The 16,472-nt window shown below is 65.9% G+C and carries 13 protein-coding genes; 6 read left to right on the top strand and 7 right to left on the bottom strand.

All coding sequences use genetic code 11. The annotated features are described in order from the left end of the window. Positions 1 to 7: 7 nt before the first annotated feature. From HMPREF3151_RS10135 to HMPREF3151_RS10115, 5 genes are all read right to left on the bottom strand, one after another. Positions 8 to 676, bottom strand: coding sequence for a rhomboid family intramembrane serine protease (locus HMPREF3151_RS10135; RefSeq protein ID WP_070475524.1), 669 nt, complete (start codon positions 674 to 676; stop codon positions 8 to 10). A gap of 63 nt (positions 677 to 739) precedes the next feature. Then, complete coding sequence (locus HMPREF3151_RS10130) at positions 740 to 1,261, bottom strand: peptidylprolyl isomerase (RefSeq protein ID WP_070475521.1); 522 nt, start codon at positions 1,259 to 1,261, stop codon at positions 740 to 742. Positions 1,262 to 1,418: 157 nt separating this feature from the next. Further along, positions 1,419 to 2,384, bottom strand: a complete 966-nt coding sequence (locus tag HMPREF3151_RS10125) for a DUF559 domain-containing protein (RefSeq protein ID WP_070475518.1) — start codon at positions 2,382 to 2,384, stop codon at positions 1,419 to 1,421. 206 nt (positions 2,385 to 2,590) lie between these two features. Further along, complete coding sequence (metE, locus tag HMPREF3151_RS10120) at positions 2,591 to 4,843, bottom strand: 5-methyltetrahydropteroyltriglutamate--homocysteine S-methyltransferase (RefSeq protein WP_070475515.1); 2,253 nt, start codon at positions 4,841 to 4,843, stop codon at positions 2,591 to 2,593. After that, the gene (locus tag HMPREF3151_RS10115) at positions 4,840 to 5,790 is read right to left on the bottom strand and encodes a methylenetetrahydrofolate reductase (protein ID WP_070475514.1); all 951 of its coding nucleotides are present in this window, start codon (positions 5,788 to 5,790) and stop codon (positions 4,840 to 4,842) included. Before HMPREF3151_RS10115 ends, metE begins: the two co-directional genes overlap by 4 nt. A gap of 430 nt (positions 5,791 to 6,220) precedes the next feature. Between HMPREF3151_RS10115 and HMPREF3151_RS10110 the strand changes: the two genes are divergently transcribed. Next, positions 6,221 to 6,958 carry a hypothetical protein gene (locus HMPREF3151_RS10110; protein ID WP_070475512.1) on the top strand — a complete coding sequence of 246 codons (738 nt, stop codon included), beginning with the start codon at positions 6,221 to 6,223 and terminating at the stop codon, positions 6,956 to 6,958. 11 nt (positions 6,959 to 6,969) lie between these two features. Here HMPREF3151_RS10110 and HMPREF3151_RS10105 read toward each other — a convergent pair whose 3' ends face one another. Further along, positions 6,970 to 7,524, bottom strand: a complete 555-nt coding sequence (locus HMPREF3151_RS10105) for a TetR/AcrR family transcriptional regulator (RefSeq protein ID WP_070475510.1) — start codon at positions 7,522 to 7,524, stop codon at positions 6,970 to 6,972. Positions 7,525 to 7,621: 97 nt separating this feature from the next. Between HMPREF3151_RS10105 and HMPREF3151_RS10100 the strand changes: the two genes are divergently transcribed. The 5 genes from HMPREF3151_RS10100 (at position 7,622) to HMPREF3151_RS10080 (ending at position 12,083) form a co-directional block, all read left to right on the top strand. After that, positions 7,622 to 8,236, top strand: coding sequence for an ATP-binding cassette domain-containing protein (locus HMPREF3151_RS10100; protein WP_070475509.1), 615 nt, complete (start codon positions 7,622 to 7,624; stop codon positions 8,234 to 8,236). After that, complete coding sequence (locus HMPREF3151_RS10095) at positions 8,233 to 10,326, top strand: YhgE/Pip domain-containing protein (RefSeq protein ID WP_070475507.1); 2,094 nt, start codon at positions 8,233 to 8,235, stop codon at positions 10,324 to 10,326. Before HMPREF3151_RS10100 ends, HMPREF3151_RS10095 begins: the two co-directional genes overlap by 4 nt. A 55-nt stretch (positions 10,327 to 10,381) precedes the next feature. After that, entirely contained in the window at positions 10,382 to 10,819 is a 438-nt protein-coding gene (locus tag HMPREF3151_RS10090) for a hypothetical protein (RefSeq protein ID WP_070475505.1), read from the top strand. A gap of 2 nt (positions 10,820 to 10,821) precedes the next feature. Further along, positions 10,822 to 11,274, top strand: coding sequence for a cutinase family protein (locus tag HMPREF3151_RS10085; protein ID WP_070475503.1), 453 nt, complete (start codon positions 10,822 to 10,824; stop codon positions 11,272 to 11,274). A 509-nt stretch (positions 11,275 to 11,783) separates the two neighbouring features. Next, the gene (locus HMPREF3151_RS10080; RefSeq protein WP_141741402.1) at positions 11,784 to 12,083 is read left to right on the top strand and encodes a hypothetical protein; all 300 of its coding nucleotides are present in this window, start codon (positions 11,784 to 11,786) and stop codon (positions 12,081 to 12,083) included. Between the two features lie 53 nt (positions 12,084 to 12,136). On the opposite strand, the gene HMPREF3151_RS12050 is transcribed toward HMPREF3151_RS10080, so the two are convergent. Continuing rightward, complete coding sequence (locus HMPREF3151_RS12050; RefSeq protein ID WP_168160627.1) at positions 12,137 to 16,438, bottom strand: hypothetical protein; 4,302 nt, start codon at positions 16,436 to 16,438, stop codon at positions 12,137 to 12,139. Between the last annotated feature and the right edge of the window lie 34 nt (positions 16,439 to 16,472).

The raw sequence follows: 16,472 nt of genomic DNA, 5'->3' as shown, positions 1-16,472 counted from the left end.
AACGCCCCTAATACACCGGGATTGTGGACGGGATGGTCAGCGCCCAGATCGCCACACACGCCGCCACGGCCGCGACCCCCGCCGTGATCCAGCGCGTGCGCATGTTGTCCGAGGTCAGCGGCCACGCCATCACCGCCCCCGCCGCCAGGCCGCCGAGGTGGCCCCACAGTGACACACCCGGGCTGAGCAGCGTGTACGCCACGTTCACCGCCACCAGGGCGAGGGGCGCGCGCAGGTCCGTGGAACGTCGAAAAGCAATGGCGATCAACAGCGCCATCAGCATGTAGAGGGCGCCGGAAGCGCCGGCGGTGGGCACTGTGAAGCTAAATGCGAGCACACTTGCCGACGCCCAAAGGACCCCCGCGACCCACGCCACCACAAACGGGCCAGAGCCGAGGAAGCGTTCCACCTCCGCACCCACCAGGACCAGCATGAACATGTTGAGGAAGAGGTGCGTGATGTCCAAGTGCATGAAGCCGGCGGTGAGCGCGCGAAGGTAGCCCGCGCCGTAGACCTCGGGGCCGTAGAGGATGGTGTGAGTGCCCACCGGCGAATCCCACACCACGTCCGTCAGCGAACGGGCCTGGAGCGCGGCGGCAAGGAAGACGAGCGTGCAGATCGCCGTAATCGCCGTGGTGGCGGGGGCGGTGCGGGGCAGATTGCGGAGAGTGGGCATGAAATCAGGGTACGAAAAAGCCCCCGCACGGTGGCGGGGGCGCGGCGCTTTTGGCTTGGGCGCTTACGCGATCTCGACGGACTCGATCACGACGTCCTCGACCGGGCGGTCCATGCGGCCAGTCTGCACGTTCGCGATCTCGTCGACGACCTTCTTCGACGCCTCATCGGTCACCTCGCCGAAGATGGTGTGGCGGTTGTTCAGCCACGGGGTCGCGTCAACGGTGATGAAGAACTGGGAACCGTTCGTGCCCGGGCCGGCGTTAGCCATGGCCAGCAGGTACGGGCGATCGAACTGCAGCTCCGGGTGGAACTCGTCGGCGAACTGGAAGCCCGGGCCGCCGGTGCCGGTGCCGGTCGGGTCGCCGCCCTGGATCATGAAACCCGGGATGATGCGGTGGAAAATCGCGCCGTCGTAGAACGGGCCCTCGGTGGTGCCCTGGGCGTTCTTGGCGGAGTAATCGGTGGTGCCCTGCGCAAGGCCGGTAATCGTCTCGACCGTCTTCGGCGCGTGGTTGCCGAACAGGTCGATCACAATGTCGCCGTGATTGGTGTGCAGAGTCATGGTCTGAGTCTTCTGAGTCATGCGCTCTAGGGTACGCGGGTTCCAGCGCGTGGGGTGCAGGGTTGGGGTGCGGGGTTGGGCTCATGGTCCTAAAGGTCGAGTCCGGGAGGTCGAGTACGCCCGGATTCGGTGCCGTACTCGACCTCCGCCGCTCGACTTTCGGCGGCGTATAGCGCCCCTACCTCCGCCAGTGTTCCCCGTGCACCGGTCTGAACACCGTGGCCGGCACTTTCGGCTCGCCGAGGAGACCGGAGCGGGCCTTCAGCTCCAGGATCTCCCGGACGCAGGCCTCCTCGTCACGGAGAATCTCCGACGGCTCGAAGCGGGCGACCTCGTAGATCTGCTTCCGCAACCAGTTTTCACGCAGGAGCTGGTCCCGCGACACCTTCTTCGCCAATTCCTCGTCTTTCTTCGCCGTCTTGACCAGCCCGTCGATCTCGATCGCCACCTGCCCCCACAGCAGGTCCGGGCGCACGTAACGGCCAATCCACATCTGCTCGCGGACGATGATGTTCCGCTCGCGCAGGATCACGCGCAGGAGAGACTCGTACGGCGATTCGGACTTGGTGGACGACCAGCGCAACGCCTGCCGTGCCCGCCCGATCCCCTTCTTGCCGGCCAGACGCTTGATCGTCGCATGGAGTTCGGCCTGGATGCGTTCCTGCTCCAGCGGTGGCTTGCCCACAAATAGGGAATCCATCGCGACGACTCCTGCCCTCACCCCGTGCAGGCGCGCGACGTCGACGGCTGTGCGGACGGGGCTGGTTAACCGGAGGACGTCGCCAGGCGTCGCGCACTCGATGGCCACCACATCCTCTTCGGGGATGCGCAGGCTGCGGTACTCGACCCCCTCCGGCCAGCTTGCCCTGGCGGGCGGTTTTTGTCCTGGGATGGCCAGCAAGACGGGCGCGTTTGGGGCGGGCAGCGTCCACAGGCCGTGCACAACTGCGGCAGAGCGCCCCACCAGCACCGCTTTCCGGCTCGCGGCGCCGACGGCATAGCTGCTGAGAAACTCCCGCTCGTGGTGTTTCAGCCGCGACCATTCTGCCTGGGCGATGAATTTGTTCGCGGATAACTTGATGCACGTTTGACGGTCCGACTCCCCCGGTCTGACCAGCAGCTGTGCTAGCTTTCTCCTGTTCATATTTCCCCCCGTTTCGCTCACGCTACAGCGTCTGCGGCGGAAACGAAAGAGCCCCGCCAAAAGTCGAGCGGCGGAGGTCGAGTCCGGCCCAAATAGAGGGCGTACTCGACCTCCCGTACTCGACTTTCGCGGGGCGAGCAGGGCGGGGGCCGGGGCGATTGCTTTGCGACGTCAGCTCCGCCCCGCCCGGCGCGCTAGAGCCGAACCTAGAGCCCTTCGACGACCTCGTCGCGCGCGGCGACCAGGTTGCGCAGGGAGGGCTCGACCTCCTTGTACCCGCGGGTCTTCAGGCCGCAGTCCGGGTTGACCCAGAGGCGCTCGGTGGGCACGTGGTTCAGTGCCGCGCGCAGCAGGCCGACGATCTCCTCGGTGGAGGGCACTCGCGGGGAGTGGATGTCCCACACGCCGGGACCGATTTCGGAGTGGAAGGTCTCGTCGATGTCCTCGAGCAGCTCCATCTTGGAACGGGCCGCCTCGATGGAGGTGACGTCGGCGTCGAGGCCTGCGACGGCGTCGATGATCTGGCCGAACTCGGAGTAGCACAGGTGGGTGTGGATCTGCGTCGACGGCTCCGCCTCCAACGAGACCAGGCGGAACGCGCGCTGGGCCCACTCCAGGTAGGCGGCGCGGCCGTCCTCGCGCAGCGGGAGCAGCTCGCGCAGGGCCGGCTCGTCGATCTGGATGACCTTGATGCCGGCCTTCTCCAGGTCCGCGACCTCGTCGGCAAGCGCCACGCCGATCTGGTCCGCGGAGACGGAAAGCGGCACGTCGTCGCGCTTGAACGACCAGGCCAGGATGGTCACCGGGCCGGTGAGCATGCCCTTGACCGGCTTGTCGGAAAGCGACTGGGCGTAGGCCGACCACTCCACGGACATGGCCTCCGGGCGGGAGACGTCGCCGACCACGATCGGCGGGCGGGTGCAGCGGGAGCCGTAGGACTGGACCCAGCCGTTTTCGGTGACCACGAAGCCGTCGAGAAGCTCGGCGAAGTACTGCACCATGTCGTTGCGCTCCGCCTCGCCGTGGACGAGGACGTCCAGGCCGATCTCCTCCTGCAGCTCGATGACCTGCTTGATCTCGGCCTTCAGCGCTTCGGTGTACTCGGCGTCGGTAAGGGTGCCCTCACGGTGGTCCGCGCGCGCCTTGCGGATCTCGGTGGTCTGCGGGAAGGAACCGATCGTGGTGATCGGCAGGGTGGGCAGGCCGAGCTCCTCGCGCTGGACCTTGTTGCGCTCCTCGAACGCCGGCTCGCGTTTGACGGCGCCCTCCGGCAGGGCCGCCACGCGGTCCACCACGGCCTTGTTGTGGATGGTCTCAGACTCGGCGCGGGTGCGCACTGCACGGTCGGACTGCGCGAACGCCTCCTTGGCGCCCTCCTCACCAGCGACAAGCGCCTGGATCTCGGCGAGCTTCTCGTCGGCGAACGCCAGCCACGGGGCGACCTCGACCGGGATGTTGCGCTCGGCCTTCAGGGTGTGCGGCACGTGCTGCAGGGAGGTGGAGGTGGACACGGACACCTCGCGCTCGCCCAAGGACTGAAGGACCTCGGTGCGCTCGCGCAGGTTGGCGGTCCAGACGTTGCGGCCGTCGATGAGTCCGGCGACCAGGTGGGTCTCCGCCGGGATCTGCTCGCGGACGCGCTCCGGGTAGCCGGCGTCGGCCTCGAGGGTCCACGGGGATAGGTCCACGTGCAGCGCCTCCACGCCGAGGGAGCCCAGGACCGGCAGGGCCTCGCGGGCGGAGCCGTACGGGGTGGTCAGGTACACGTTCGGGCGGGTCTCGCGGCCCAGCAGCGCGGTCCACGCCTCGCGTAGGTGCTGCGCGATCTCCGCGTCCGGGGTGGACAGGTCGGCCACCACGGCGGGTTCGGCGATCTGGACCCACTCCACGCCGGCGTCCTTCAGCGCGGCGAAGACCTCGGCGTACGCCTCAACCAGCGACGGCAGCAGCGACCACTCCGCCGGCTTGGACAGCGCGATCAGCGTGACCGGGCCGACCAGGAACGGGCGGACCTTGTGGCCGGCCTCGGCGGCCTCCTCCACGATGCGCAGGATGCGCTCCGGCACCGCCTTGATCTCCTGACCAGCTTCGATCTCCGGCACGAGGTAGTGGTAGTTGGTGTCGAACCACTTGGTCATCTCCAGCGGCACGCGGGTGTCGTTGCCGCGGGCGAGCGCGAACTCCTCGTCCAGGTCAACGCCGCCCGGCACAAGGCCCACGGTCAGGGCGGTGTCGAGCACCTGGTCGTAGAGCGCGACGTCCGCCGGGATGGCGTAATCCTCGGTCAGACCGAGGTCGCGCAGGTGGTTGTAGTTGTTCACGCGCAGGGCGCGTGCGGTGGAGCGGAACGTCTCAGCGTCGATGCGGCCCGCCCAGTAGCTTTCCAGCGCGCGCTTGAGCTCGCGGTTCGCGCCGATGCGGGGGTAGCCCTCGATGGTGGCCTTGGGGAAGGTGGTCATTGTTGTCCTTTATCTATTCCGATGCGGTCCAGAAAGTCCCGCGTGACGTCCAGGTTGTTGTGCGTGTACACGTGGAGCCCGCCCGCGCCGGCATCCAAAATCTCGCGCGCCAGGTTGGCGGTGAGTTGCATGCCGGCCTCGTACTCGTCGTCTGCTTCGAGCAATTGCTTCTCGACGCCCACCGGCACCTCCAGTCCCGACAACTCCCCCATGCGGCGGACCCTCTTCAGCGAGGTCATGGGCATGATGCCGGGGATGAGCGGGATGCGCACGCCCGCCAGCCGCGCAATCTCCACGAAGTCCAGGAAGTCCTGGGCCTCGAAGAACAGCTGGGTGATGGCGAAATCCGCGCCCAGGCGCTGCTTTGTCAGCAGCACGTCCAGGTCGTGGTCGAGGTTGCGCGACTCCTCGTGGCCCTTGGGGTAGCAGGCCACTGAAAGGGCGAGCTTGCCGGCGGCGAGGCGGAACGCCTCTTCCTCCTGCACGTCCTGGATCAGGTTGAGCAGATCCGTGGCGTACTGGAGGTGGTCCGCCGGCAGGCCGGTTTCCGGCAGGTCCCCGCGCAGGGCGAGGAACCCGCGGACGCCGGCGTCGATAAGCACCCGCACCCACTCCGCCATCTCATCGCGCGTGCCCGCAGTGCAGGCGAGATGCGCGATGGGACGCAGGTCGGTGGTCTCCGCGATGCGGGAGATCACGGCGGCGGTGCCCTCCAGCCACTCGCTGCGGCGCGAGCTGGTCACGGAGACGTAATCCGGCTTGTACTCCGCCAGGCCCGCGATGAGCTGCTCGATCTTGCCCGCGTCGTCCGTGGGGCGAGGCGGGATGATCTCAAAACTCAACGCGGTGCGCTGGCGCTTCGGGCGGGGGCGGCGGATCAGCTGCGCGCCCTCGCGGTCCAGCGGTGCCGAGGCGGAGAGCCTGGTCGAAGGAGAGGCTTCGAACATGGCAGGACCTTTCTCGGCTGGGTTGATGTGTTTCGTTGCACCGTGGTTAAACGGTGCCTTGAAACTTATTTGGGGTGTCTAGCGGCCACAATGCGCTACCGGTTTTGGGCGGCGTTTCTGCTGCGCACGAGGTTATTCAGCGTGAATGTTAATCGCCCCAAATGAACCAAGCTGTTCAGTTTTGCGTAACGCTTGGTACGCGTGGGTGGGGCACGCGTCTCCCCGGCCCCCGGATTCCGCGGATCCAGCTAGTAAGACCCAGCTATCCGGCCCCTGGAGGCGAAAAACGGTGTGCTATTCGCTGGATCTAGCCAGAGAGGCGGGCTGCGAGAGGCGCACCACCAAACTCCCCGAGCTGGCACCGCGGATTTCGCTACCCTGGGGCCGCGTAACCACCTGAAACTTACAAACGCAACGCAAGGAGCAACCCGTGAACCTCAAGAACATCGGCTTCGCCGCCGCTTTTGTCAACCAGGCGTGGAAGTACCTGCGCGACCAGAACGACAAGCGCGAGCGCGACATCTACCAGTCCCTGCTGGACAACCTGAAGGACGGCAAGCTGGACGATATCCACGAGAAGTTCGACATGGACGAGCTGCAGGAACTGTACGGCGCGGCCCGCGCGCAGGCCGGCGAGATCACCCGCGACGCGCACGACCGCCTGGACCGCCGCCGCAAGCAGTTCGAGGCTGCCGCGCCGAGCCGCAAGGAGCGCCAGGAGTTCCTGGAGAAGCACGCGAAGAGCGCAAAGAAGAACGCGAAGAAAAAGAAGAAGGGCGGGGTTGGCAAGGTCATCGGCACGACGCTGGGCACCGCGGCGCTCGCGGGCGGCGCGTGGGCTGCCTGGGAGTTCTTCCTCAAAGACAAGCTCGCGGGCGAGAACGAGCCGGCGAAGACCTACCGCCCGGCGCAGACCCGCACGGAGACGGACAACCGTGGCTCCTCCACCCTCGTGTACTCGACTCGCACGGAGGATGATCTGGAGGCAACGGCGACTACCAACTCCACCGAGGACCTCGGCGGCGAGGGCCTGACCACCCTGGACACCCTGGCGGACAACCAGCGCAAGGCCACCAACCCGCAGCACTCCGTTGAGGACGCGGCGGGCGCGCAGGACAACATCGACGGCGGTATTGACGGCGGCCGCCACGAGCTTCGCGAGGACTAAACCAACGCCAGTTACGCCGTGGTGCGCCAGCCAGCCATGAGGTGGCGCACCAGGCGGTCGCGCACGTCGGGGAGAATGTCCGCGAGCGGGGCGGCGAGCGGCCGCGTCGCCACAACAAGCTCGGTTGCCAGCTGCATGGGTGACTGGCCGGGGGCGATGATGCCGTGGGGGGCGGCGGCGTCGATAAGCAATTGCACTTTGCTCATGAAGGCGTCGCGCCGCTCGCCGAGTCCGCCGTCGGAGCTGTCGGCGGCCAGCGCGGCGGCGAGGATGCCCACGCCCGATTCGACGAGGGCCCAGACGAAGGATTCGAAGTGCTCGACGGGGTTGTCCTCGAAGCCGTCGAGGGCGTCGTCGAGGAGTGTTTCGATGCGTTCGAGGTAGACGATCGCGCAGGCGTCGTAGAGTGCGGCGCGGGTGGGAAAGTGACGGTAGAGGGTGGCGATGCCCACGCCGGCGTCCGCCGCGATGCCTTCGAGGGTGATCTCGGAGTTCGGGCGGTTACCAATCTGTGCCAGCGCGGCGGTGACTATCTGGTCGCGTTTCGCGCGGGCGTCTGCGCGCATTATTGACCAGCCCCCTTTTTTGGGTTTGACAGTGACTATTTTGGGGAGCACCATAGCACGAGCTAAGTGATAGTCCACCCTACGGTTAAGGGACCGCATGACCCCCATACTCAGCACGCACAACCTCGTGCTCCGCAAGGGCGACACCCCGGAAAACTTCGACATCGGCCGGGGGTTGACCCTGTTGAACACGCGGCGAGAGTCCCATTCGACCCTGCTCAGCCTCGCGCTGGCAGGGCGCTACAACCCGCACTCCGGCACCATCCTCCTCGACGGTGAGGAGACCAAGACGCGCCAGCGCTTCAAGCAGGTCGCGCTCGCGGGCGTGACCGAGATTGACAAGCTGGACCGCCTCGTGCGCATCCGCGACGTGGTGCGGGAACAGATTGCGTGGTCGCAGAGCTTTTTCGCCATCACGCCGCACAAGGCCGAGGCGATCAAGTCCCACGACAGCGTGGAGAAGTGGCTGGAGCCGCTGCAGCTGGAAGACATCGACATGACGGCCAAGGTCGGCGACATCGGTCCCACGGACCGGTTCCGCCTGCGCGTGCTGCTGGCGCTGATTTCGCGCCCGGACGCGAAGATGCTGATCGTGGACGACGTGGACCAGGTGCGCAAGATGGACATCCGCCGAAAGCTGCTGGATGATCTGCGCGGGGTCGCGGTACACCTGCCCGTCATGGTGAACACGGTGAATGAGGAGGGGCTATGAGCGGCCTGCACATTGGATCCGACTTTCGCAAGTTCGCCCACGGCAAGCTTCCTCCGCTTGCCATCACGGCGATCTGCCTGCTGCCGCTGCTGTTCGGCGGCCTGTTCCCCTGGGCGTACTGGGATCCGCTGGGCAACCTGTACAAGCTGCCCGTCGCTTTGGTGAACTCGGACGAGGGCGAAAACGGCCAGCAGGTTGTGGACGAGCTGTTGGAGCAGCGCCCCATGGACTTCCGGGTGGTCAGCGCTGAGGAGGCCCGGGACGGCATTGCCAGCGGCGAGTACTACCTGGGCTTGGAGATCCCCACCGACTTCACCGAGGCCGTGACCAGTGTGAAGGAGGACGACCCGCATTCGGCGAAGATCAACATCACGCTGAACGAGACCAACGGCTTCATCCCCACCATGCTGGGCGAGAAGGCCGCGGAAGCGATCGGCTCCGCCGTGTCCAATTCCGTGGGCGGCAAGGTGGTTGAGCAGCTGTTTGTGGGCATCAACACGCTCTCGGACGGCGTCCACAAGGCCGCCGACGGCGCCGAGCAGTTGGACGAGGGCGCGAACAAGGCGCACGACGGTTCAGAGCAGCTCAACGAGGGCGGCACGAAGCTCAACGACGGCATTCAGCAGCTCAACGACAAGGTGCAGCAGATGCCGGACGCGGTGAACAAGCTCGACGGCGGTGTCGCACGCCTGCAGGACGGCGCGATCCAGCTCAACGACGGCATCACCACCGCCTCGGGCGGCGCCGACAAGCTCTCCAACGGCCTGAATCAGCTGCAGGCGGGTACGCAGCAGCTTGGCGACGGCGCCACGCAGATCGCCGGCGGCGTGGACAAGATCGCAGGCTTCGCGGGCAAGATCAACGAACTGCAGGCCGCGTTGGATGACATCAACGCGAACCTGAACAACGTGATCGCGGACCTGGACCGCTCCCCCATCCCGGGCAGCAAGGAGCTGGCGGACCAGGCGCGCGGCGTGCAGCTGCAGATCAACGCCGGGCCGCTGCAGGCGGTCACGGAGAACAACCTGGTGGGCCAGCTGATGCAGCTGCAGGCCGGCGCGCACGAGCTGGCGACCCAGCTGTCGGACCCGAACGCGAAGTACCGCGGCGGCGTGGACAGCGCTGTCGAGGGCGCGAAGACGCTGGCGGACGGCCTGAAGCGCCTGCAGGAGGGCTCCGGCACCCTGGTCGCCGGCGTGACCACGCTGAAGGACGGCACCGGCAAGCTGGTCGTGGCGGCAAACACCGCCACGGACGCCACCTCGCGCCTCGCCGCCGGCTCGAACCAGCTGGTGGTGGGCCTGGGCGACCTCAACGACGGTCTGGTCAAGCTCTCCGACGGCACCGGCGAGCTCTCCATGAGCCTGTCCGACGGCGCCGAGAAGGCCCCGAGCTGGGAGGGCGAGCGCCTGAACAAGGCCATCGACGCCGCCTCGGACCCGGTGCACACCGAGAACGTCGGCGACGGCGTGACCTTCTTCGGCAAGGGTTTGAGCCCGTTCTTCCTGTCGCTGTCGCTGTGGTTCGGCGTGCTGATTATGTACATGATCATGCCGCCGTTCAGCCGCCGCGCTATCGACTCGGGCACCAACCCGCTGCGCGTGCTGCTGTACACGATGATCCCGTCGTTCATCATCGGCTTCTTCCAGTCCGTCGCCCTGTGGGTGATGCAGACGTTCATCCTGGACGTCGACCCGGTGCACCCGCTGTCGCTGTTCGGTGTGCTGGTGCTGGTGTCCTGGGTGTTCGTGACAGCGATCATGGCGCTAAACACCGCGCTGGGCCCCGCGCCCGGGCGTCTGGCCACGATGGCGCTGATGTCGCTGCAGCTGGTGGCGTCGAACGGCTTGTACCCGCCGGAGGTGCAGCCCGCGTTCATCCAGTGGGTGCACAGTTGGGACCCGATGCGCTACTCGGTGGATTTGGTGCGCTACGCGCTGTTCGGCACCCCGTCGTACGACCCGCGTATGTGGACCGCCGTGACGGTGCTGCTGTTCGTCGGCGCGCTGTCTGTGGCCATCTCGTGCGCCGCGCTGTACGCCCGCCGGATCTGGCACATGAAGGATCTCCACCCCGAGCTGACGGTTTAGCCCCTACCATGGGCGGGGCACAACTTTTCCCCCGATAGATCGAAGGACCCCACCCATGTTTCTGAAGAAGTCCAACAAGGACAAGATCAACCTGCGTCTCCCGTCCGCCGCGCTGCGCATCCCCACCGGCGCCCTGATCCTAAACTCCGGCCTGGGCAAGTTCCAGGTGGACAAGGAGGGCGCGGAGGGCCTGCGCGATATGGCTACCGACGGCATCCCGCAGCTCGGCCAGATCGACGCCGAGACGTTCGCCACCGGCCTCGCCTCCGCCGAGACCGCCCTTGGTGCCGCGCTGCTGTGCCCGCTGATCCCGAACCGCCTCGCCGGCCTGGGCCTGACCGCGTTCGGCGCTGGCCTGCTCACCATGTACTTCGGCGGCGACCAGTACACCGAGGACGACGGCATCCGTCCGTCCAGCGCAGGCCTTGCCATTGCGAAGGACTCCTGGCTCGTGGGCATCGGCCTGGCGCTGGCTGCCCTGCCGCGCAAGTAGCAGTGAAGCGCGCCCTCGCCCTCACGCTCGCCGCCGCGCTGATCCCGGCGACGGTGGCCGCGCCGAAGGCGGAGGCGGTGAAGCTGCGCTGCCACCCCGTGCACGTCATCCAGGCGGCTGGCACGGGGTTTTCGCATTCTTGGGATCCTTCCGCACGCGAGACGCTTTTCGACGACGCCTCCTCCCCCGCCGACGACCTCCAACGCCGCTTCGGCGCCCGCACCGTCTCCACATACACCGTGAAGTACCCGGCCTCGCTGGGCAGGTTCAGCGCTCTGGGCGCCGGCAACGGCCTGGAGGGCACGGAGGCCGCCACGTACGGCGAGTCCGTGCGCTACGGCCGCGACGTGGCGACCCTGGAGATGGAGACTATGGACCGGCACTGCCCCGGCACCCGCTTCATCCTCATCGGCTACTCCCAGGGCGCGCACCTGATCGGCGACGCCGAAGGGTGAGCGCGGCGCGAACTTTGAGACGGTGCAGACTGGCGGCACCACCTTTGAGCCCACCCGCGTCGGCCTGGCCGGCACCCGCCGCGCCAGCTTCAACGGGCTCGAGGGCAAGGTGCTCTCCCTGTGCAACGGCGCCGACATGGCGTGCGCGACGGACCCGGACTCCGTGCTGCGCGCGGTCGCGGACGTGGCCGGGCGCGACGTGTTGGTCGGCCCGTTCAATGCCTTCACCGGCATGCGCGTCGCGCGCTTCCAGCAGCTGCGCGCCGGCGGCATGAACCCGCGCGAGGCGGTCAGGGAGTCGGGGCTTTCGCTTCTCGACGCCACCGTGCCCCCCCAAATCCTCTACGAACTCCACCTGATCCTCTCCGCCGCCAGCCGCCACGCGGATGCCGCGAGCCCCACGCCTGTGGAGCAACAGGCCGCCATCGCGCTGGCTGCCGTGGCGCCGGAGCTGGCGAAGGAGGGCGTGACCTGGACCTGGATGCTGCAGGGTTTGGATGGGCTTCGGCGTGGTTCCCCGCACGACCACGGGCACGGAGGGGAGGCAGATGGTGGTGCGGGAGCTCGTCGCAAAGCTGAGTGCTCAGGCTATCGACGCCGCCGGTTTGCGCGCCGCCTACGACCACCCCGCAAACGCCAACCTGGTGGCCTCCGCAAAGCTGGCGGGCGACTTCGTGCCGCGGCACAAGTCGTACTACAAGCTGGGCTACACCGAAATCCCCGGCGGGTACGCGGTGGAGGGACGCACCGGCTACGACTACGCGCTGGACTGGCTCGGCCAGGTGGTCCAGGGGGTTGCCGGGAAGTAGGCAAGAGAAATGCCCACCAGGTGGGACCTGGTGGGCACTAGCTCTTCGGAGGCTTACTTCTCCTCGTTGGAGGAGCCTTCAGCCTTGCCCTCGCCCTCAGCCTTGTCGGTGGACTTGTTGTCCGACTTGGCGGAGGAGCCGTTCATCAGCGTCTCGCTGCCGGTGGCCTTGCCGATCATGTAGGAGGAGGTGTACTCCTCCGCACCGCAGGCGCGCATGACGCCGTCGACTGCCAGCAGACCCAGGGAGATAGCGCCCAGGGCGCCAGCTGCCATGCCGAGCTGCTCCGGATTCTGGATGTTGAACGCCGCCTGGACGCCAGCTGCGCGCTGCGCACGATCCTCGTTGTAGATGCCCAGGCCCTGCTGGATACGGTTGTTCGCATCCTGAATAGCGCCGTTGATCTGCGCGGAGACGCCCTCCAGGCCCGGGATCTGGACCTGGGACAGGATGCCCAGCGGGATAGCCAGCAGCAGCGGAGCGGTCAGGCCCACGATGCCGGCGATGCACTTGCCGTCGAGCTCGCCAGAGGAGCCCTTTTGTTCGGTGCGGGTGTTGTTCTCAACGTTGACGTTGATCTCGATCTCGCGCTCGCCGTAGGACTGGCCGTCCGGGCCGACCAGGATGTAGGACGCCTCGTAGGTGCCGTTCTTCAGGTCCTTACGCGGAACCAGGGTGACACCCTCGTCGGTCTTCTTGACCTCCTCGAAGTACTCCTTACCCTTGGTGAAGACAATCCTGTCAACATTCTCCGGGAAGGTGACGTTGACCGGGGAGTCGTTCTTGATGCTGGTGTCGATCACGATCGGCAGATCGTGGTTCTCGCTGATCACAGCGCCCTCGGAGGTACGGGTGCCCTCCGGGTAGATGCCGTAAGCCACGGTGCGGACCAGGTCGCCGTTGGAGTTGCGCTCCTCGACGCGGACCACCTTGTTGGCGGAGCCCTTCTTCGCGGTCAGCTCGAAGGAGCCGCCGTTGTCCTTGGTGTCGACCAGGTCGCCACCGCTGACAACGACAACCTTGTTGCCCTCGTTCAGCTTCTTCAGCTCCTTGGCCTCGCCCTCGATGAGGAAGTCGGTCTGCTGACGTGCGCCGGTGGTCTTGGACTCGACGATCTCCAGCTTGTAGCGGTTGATCTCCTCGCCGTCCTTGTTGTACTCGGCGACGATGCCGGTCTCGCCGACCTTGTCAGCCTTCGGACGCAGAATCCACTGGCCGTTCTTCTCCTCCGGATCCTGGAACGCGTCGGCGCCCTTGATCACCTTGAAGCTGTTCTCCTTCTTGACCAGGGTGGCCTGGAACTCGGTGGAGGTGGAGATCTTGTAGGTGAACATGCCGTTGCGCTTCGGCTCGACCAGGGTGATCTCGTACTGCGCGTACGGGCCGCGCTTGTCGCTGACCTGGATCAGCGCCTTGCCGGCCTTCTCCTTGCCGGTGACGATGAGCTTGTCGCCGTCGCGCTTGACGTTGACGAACTCGTCGCCCTCGAGGACCTCGACCTTTTCGCCGTCCTCGGACGCGATGGTCGCAGTCTGGTTCCAGCCCATGGTGGTGTTCTCCGGGGTCACCTTGGCGCTACGGCCCGGGGTGATCTCGAAGGTGTAGCGCTCGAAGACGTAGCCGTCGTCGGAGACGTTCTCGATGACCAGGGTGCCCTTGGCGTCGCGCTTCGGGGTCACCTTGATCTCGGAAGCGTCCTTCTCCGGCTGCTCAGCCAGCAGGTCGCCGCCCTTGGCGATGCGGAAGTTGGTGCCGTAGAGCTTCAGCTCGTTATCCGCAGTGATGGTGTACTCCATCTCGCGGACCGGGGACGGCTTGACCGTGTAGGTGTAGGTCTTGATCGGCTCAGGCTTCTCAACCTGCACCGGGTTGCCATTCTCGTCGACCTCGGTCTCCTTGGTCTGGACGTACTCCACGACCTTGACGGTGCGGGTCTCACCCTCCGGAACCGGCTTGAACTCCAGCTTGAGGTTGTCCTTGTCGCCGCGCTTGGAGCCCTCGTCACCCGCGGTCAGGTACTCAGCACCCTCGGTAACCTCGAGCCAGTTGAAGTCGATGGAGCCGCGGGAGATCTCAACGGTCGCGCGGTCGTAGACATCGCGCTCGACCTCCTGGTTCTCAATGTCCTCCTCCGGCTGCGGTGCGACGTCCACGATCCAGACGGCGACCAGACGGCCCTTCTCGTCCTTGATGTGGACGGTCGCCTGACCACCATTCGGGTTGGTCGGGGTGACGACCCACTTGTCGCCCTTCTTCTCAATCTTCGCGACGTCATCGCCGGCGACGATCTCAGCGGTGTGGTTCTCGATGTAGCTGATCTCGAGGGTGTCCGGGGTCTCGGACTTGTACTCGAGCTCGCGGTGGGTGACGGACGGGCCGGCGTTCTTATCCTCGATCAGCTTCAGGGTGTACTTGTACTCGAAGCCGTTCTCGTCGGTGAAGACGATCTCGACGTTGCCAGTAGCGCCGTCCTTCGGGGTGACAACCCAGACGTCGCCATCCTTCTCGATGGTGACCTTGTCGCCGCCCTTGAGGAACTTGTAGTCGCCGCCGCGGTATTCGATCTTCGCGGTAGAAGTGTTCAGGATCTCGCGGGTCACGTCGAACTTGGAAGTCTTGTTCTCCACGGTGACGATGTTCTCGCGAACCTCGCCGCTGTCCTCGGTGATGCGGACGATGACGTTGCCGGTGTAGTTCTCGCCAGCCTTGACGGTGAGGGTGCCCTTCTCCTCGTCCTTGAGGATCTCAACCTCGCCGTGCTCCGGCTGGATGAGCTTGCCGTTCTCGTCGTAGCCCAGACCCCAGTCGATCTCCTCGCCCGGCTTCCACGGGATGGTGGTGATGCGGTCCTCGCTACCAGCGTTCAAGGTGTAGAAGTAGTTGTTCACCTTGACGTTCAGGGAATCCTTCACCGCAACGGTGTCGGTGACCTTGATGCGGTAGATGTGCTGGTTGCCCTTGTCATCGGTGATGAGGATCTCAACCTCACCCTCGCCCTTGAAGTCCTCGCGCGGGGTGATGACGAGCTTGCCGTCCTCGGAGCGCTCGACGATGACGATGTCGGAGCCCTTGATGATCTCAAAGGTCCACTTGTTGCCGATCTTCTCCGGCATCTCGATGACCTTGGACTTCTCGCCGTAGGTGAAGCCCGCGAAGTAGTAGTACTCCGAAACTTCCTTCACGCGCTCGTAGTACTTCTCAACGAAGTACTTCTCGACGTCGGTGATCGTGGTCGTCGTGACGGTCGTCGACGGATCCGGTGCCACCGTGGTGGTCACGGTCTCGGTCACTTCCGGATTGGTGGAGGTTACCGTGGTGACCTGCTCCGGACGAGTCACGGTGGTGGTGACGACCTTGCCCGGTTCGGTCGGAGCCGGTTCGGTCACGGTGGTGCCCGGTTCGGTCACGGTGGTGCCCGGCTCGGTCACGGTGGTGCCCGGCTCGGTCACGGTGGTGCCCGGCTCGGTGACAGTGGTGACGTAGGTGGTGCCCGGAAGGGTCTGCGTCGTGGTGACCTCCTTCTCGCGCTCAATCGTGGTGGGCACTCCCGGCAGCGTGGAGGTCACCGTGGTGACGATCGGGTCGGTGGTCTTCGGCGTGGTGGTTTCCTCGCCCGGTTCCGGATCCAGACCCGGCTGCGGGACCGGGATCAGACGCTGGAAGGACTTGCGCGGCACGATGTTGAAGTCGTACTCGAGCGGCACCAGCACGGTGACGTACTCGCCCGGCTTAATCGTCTTCGCAATCTCGTCGTGGCGGTCGAGCTTGGCCAGGTAGTAGCTCGGCTGACCCTTCGGTGCCTTGTGGTGGACGATACGGAAACCGGTGAGGTTCTCGAATGCGGACTGGCTGACCTTGCCGTTGACAACGTCCTCACGAGCCTGGTTCAGGTAGCCCAGCTGGTTAGACAGCAGAGCGCGCAGAATGCCGTTCTTGGTCAGAATGGCGTTCGCCTTGGACTGGTCGCCAGCTGCGTAAGCCTTGTAGTCCTTCTGCAGCTCCTTGACCACGTTAATGGCCGCGATGCGGACATCCTCGCTAATGGCGTCGCCGTTACCGACGCGACCGGAGGCACCGGTGAGCTTGCGGACCTCGTAGTTGCCGGAATCCCACGGGTTACCCAGGCCCCAGTCAATGCACCAGCCCGGGCCGGCGCTGGACGGTAGCAGGTCGATGGACTGGTCGTCCTTCGGGGCCTGCTTCAGCATCTGGTCGTAGCGAGCCAAGTCGGCGCCACTGAGCTTCTCGTAAGCGCCAACGATCTGCTGGCTGGAAGTGTTCTCGTTTGCAGCCTCTGCGAGCGGAGCGGATACGACCGCGCCCGTAGCCATAACACCAGTGACCATTGCGGTCATGATGCGCTTTTTCAGGTTTGCGTTATGCAACGTC

This window comes from Corynebacterium sp. HMSC05H05, assembly GCF_001807265.1.
GTDB lineage: Bacteria > Actinomycetota > Actinomycetes > Mycobacteriales > Mycobacteriaceae > Corynebacterium.
The sequence above is the reverse complement of the archived record's forward strand: the minus strand, read 5'-3'. Positions and strand labels throughout refer to the sequence as shown.

Excerpts from the sequence above, each read along its gene's own strand:
- HMPREF3151_RS10135 (WP_070475524.1), bottom strand. The coding sequence starts at position 676 with ATGCCCACTCTCCGCAATCTGCCCCGCACCGCCCCCGCCACCACGGCG.
- HMPREF3151_RS10130 (WP_070475521.1), bottom strand. The coding sequence starts at position 1,261 with ATGACTCAGAAGACTCAGACCATGACTCTGCACACCAATCACGGCGAC.
- HMPREF3151_RS12050 (WP_168160627.1), bottom strand. The coding sequence starts at position 16,438 with ATGACCGCAATGGTCACTGGTGTTATGGCTACGGGCGCGGTCGTATCC.
- HMPREF3151_RS10125 (WP_070475518.1), bottom strand. The coding sequence starts at position 2,384 with ATGAACAGGAGAAAGCTAGCACAGCTGCTGGTCAGACCGGGGGAGTCG.
- HMPREF3151_RS10095 (WP_070475507.1), top strand. The coding sequence starts at position 8,233 with ATGAGCGGCCTGCACATTGGATCCGACTTTCGCAAGTTCGCCCACGGC.
- HMPREF3151_RS10105 (WP_070475510.1), bottom strand. The coding sequence starts at position 7,524 with ATGCGCGCAGACGCCCGCGCGAAACGCGACCAGATAGTCACCGCCGCG.
- HMPREF3151_RS10090 (WP_070475505.1), top strand. The coding sequence starts at position 10,382 with ATGTTTCTGAAGAAGTCCAACAAGGACAAGATCAACCTGCGTCTCCCG.
- HMPREF3151_RS10115 (WP_070475514.1), bottom strand. The coding sequence starts at position 5,790 with ATGTTCGAAGCCTCTCCTTCGACCAGGCTCTCCGCCTCGGCACCGCTG.
- metE (WP_070475515.1), bottom strand. The coding sequence starts at position 4,843 with ATGACCACCTTCCCCAAGGCCACCATCGAGGGCTACCCCCGCATCGGC.
- HMPREF3151_RS10100 (WP_070475509.1), top strand. The coding sequence starts at position 7,622 with ATGACCCCCATACTCAGCACGCACAACCTCGTGCTCCGCAAGGGCGAC.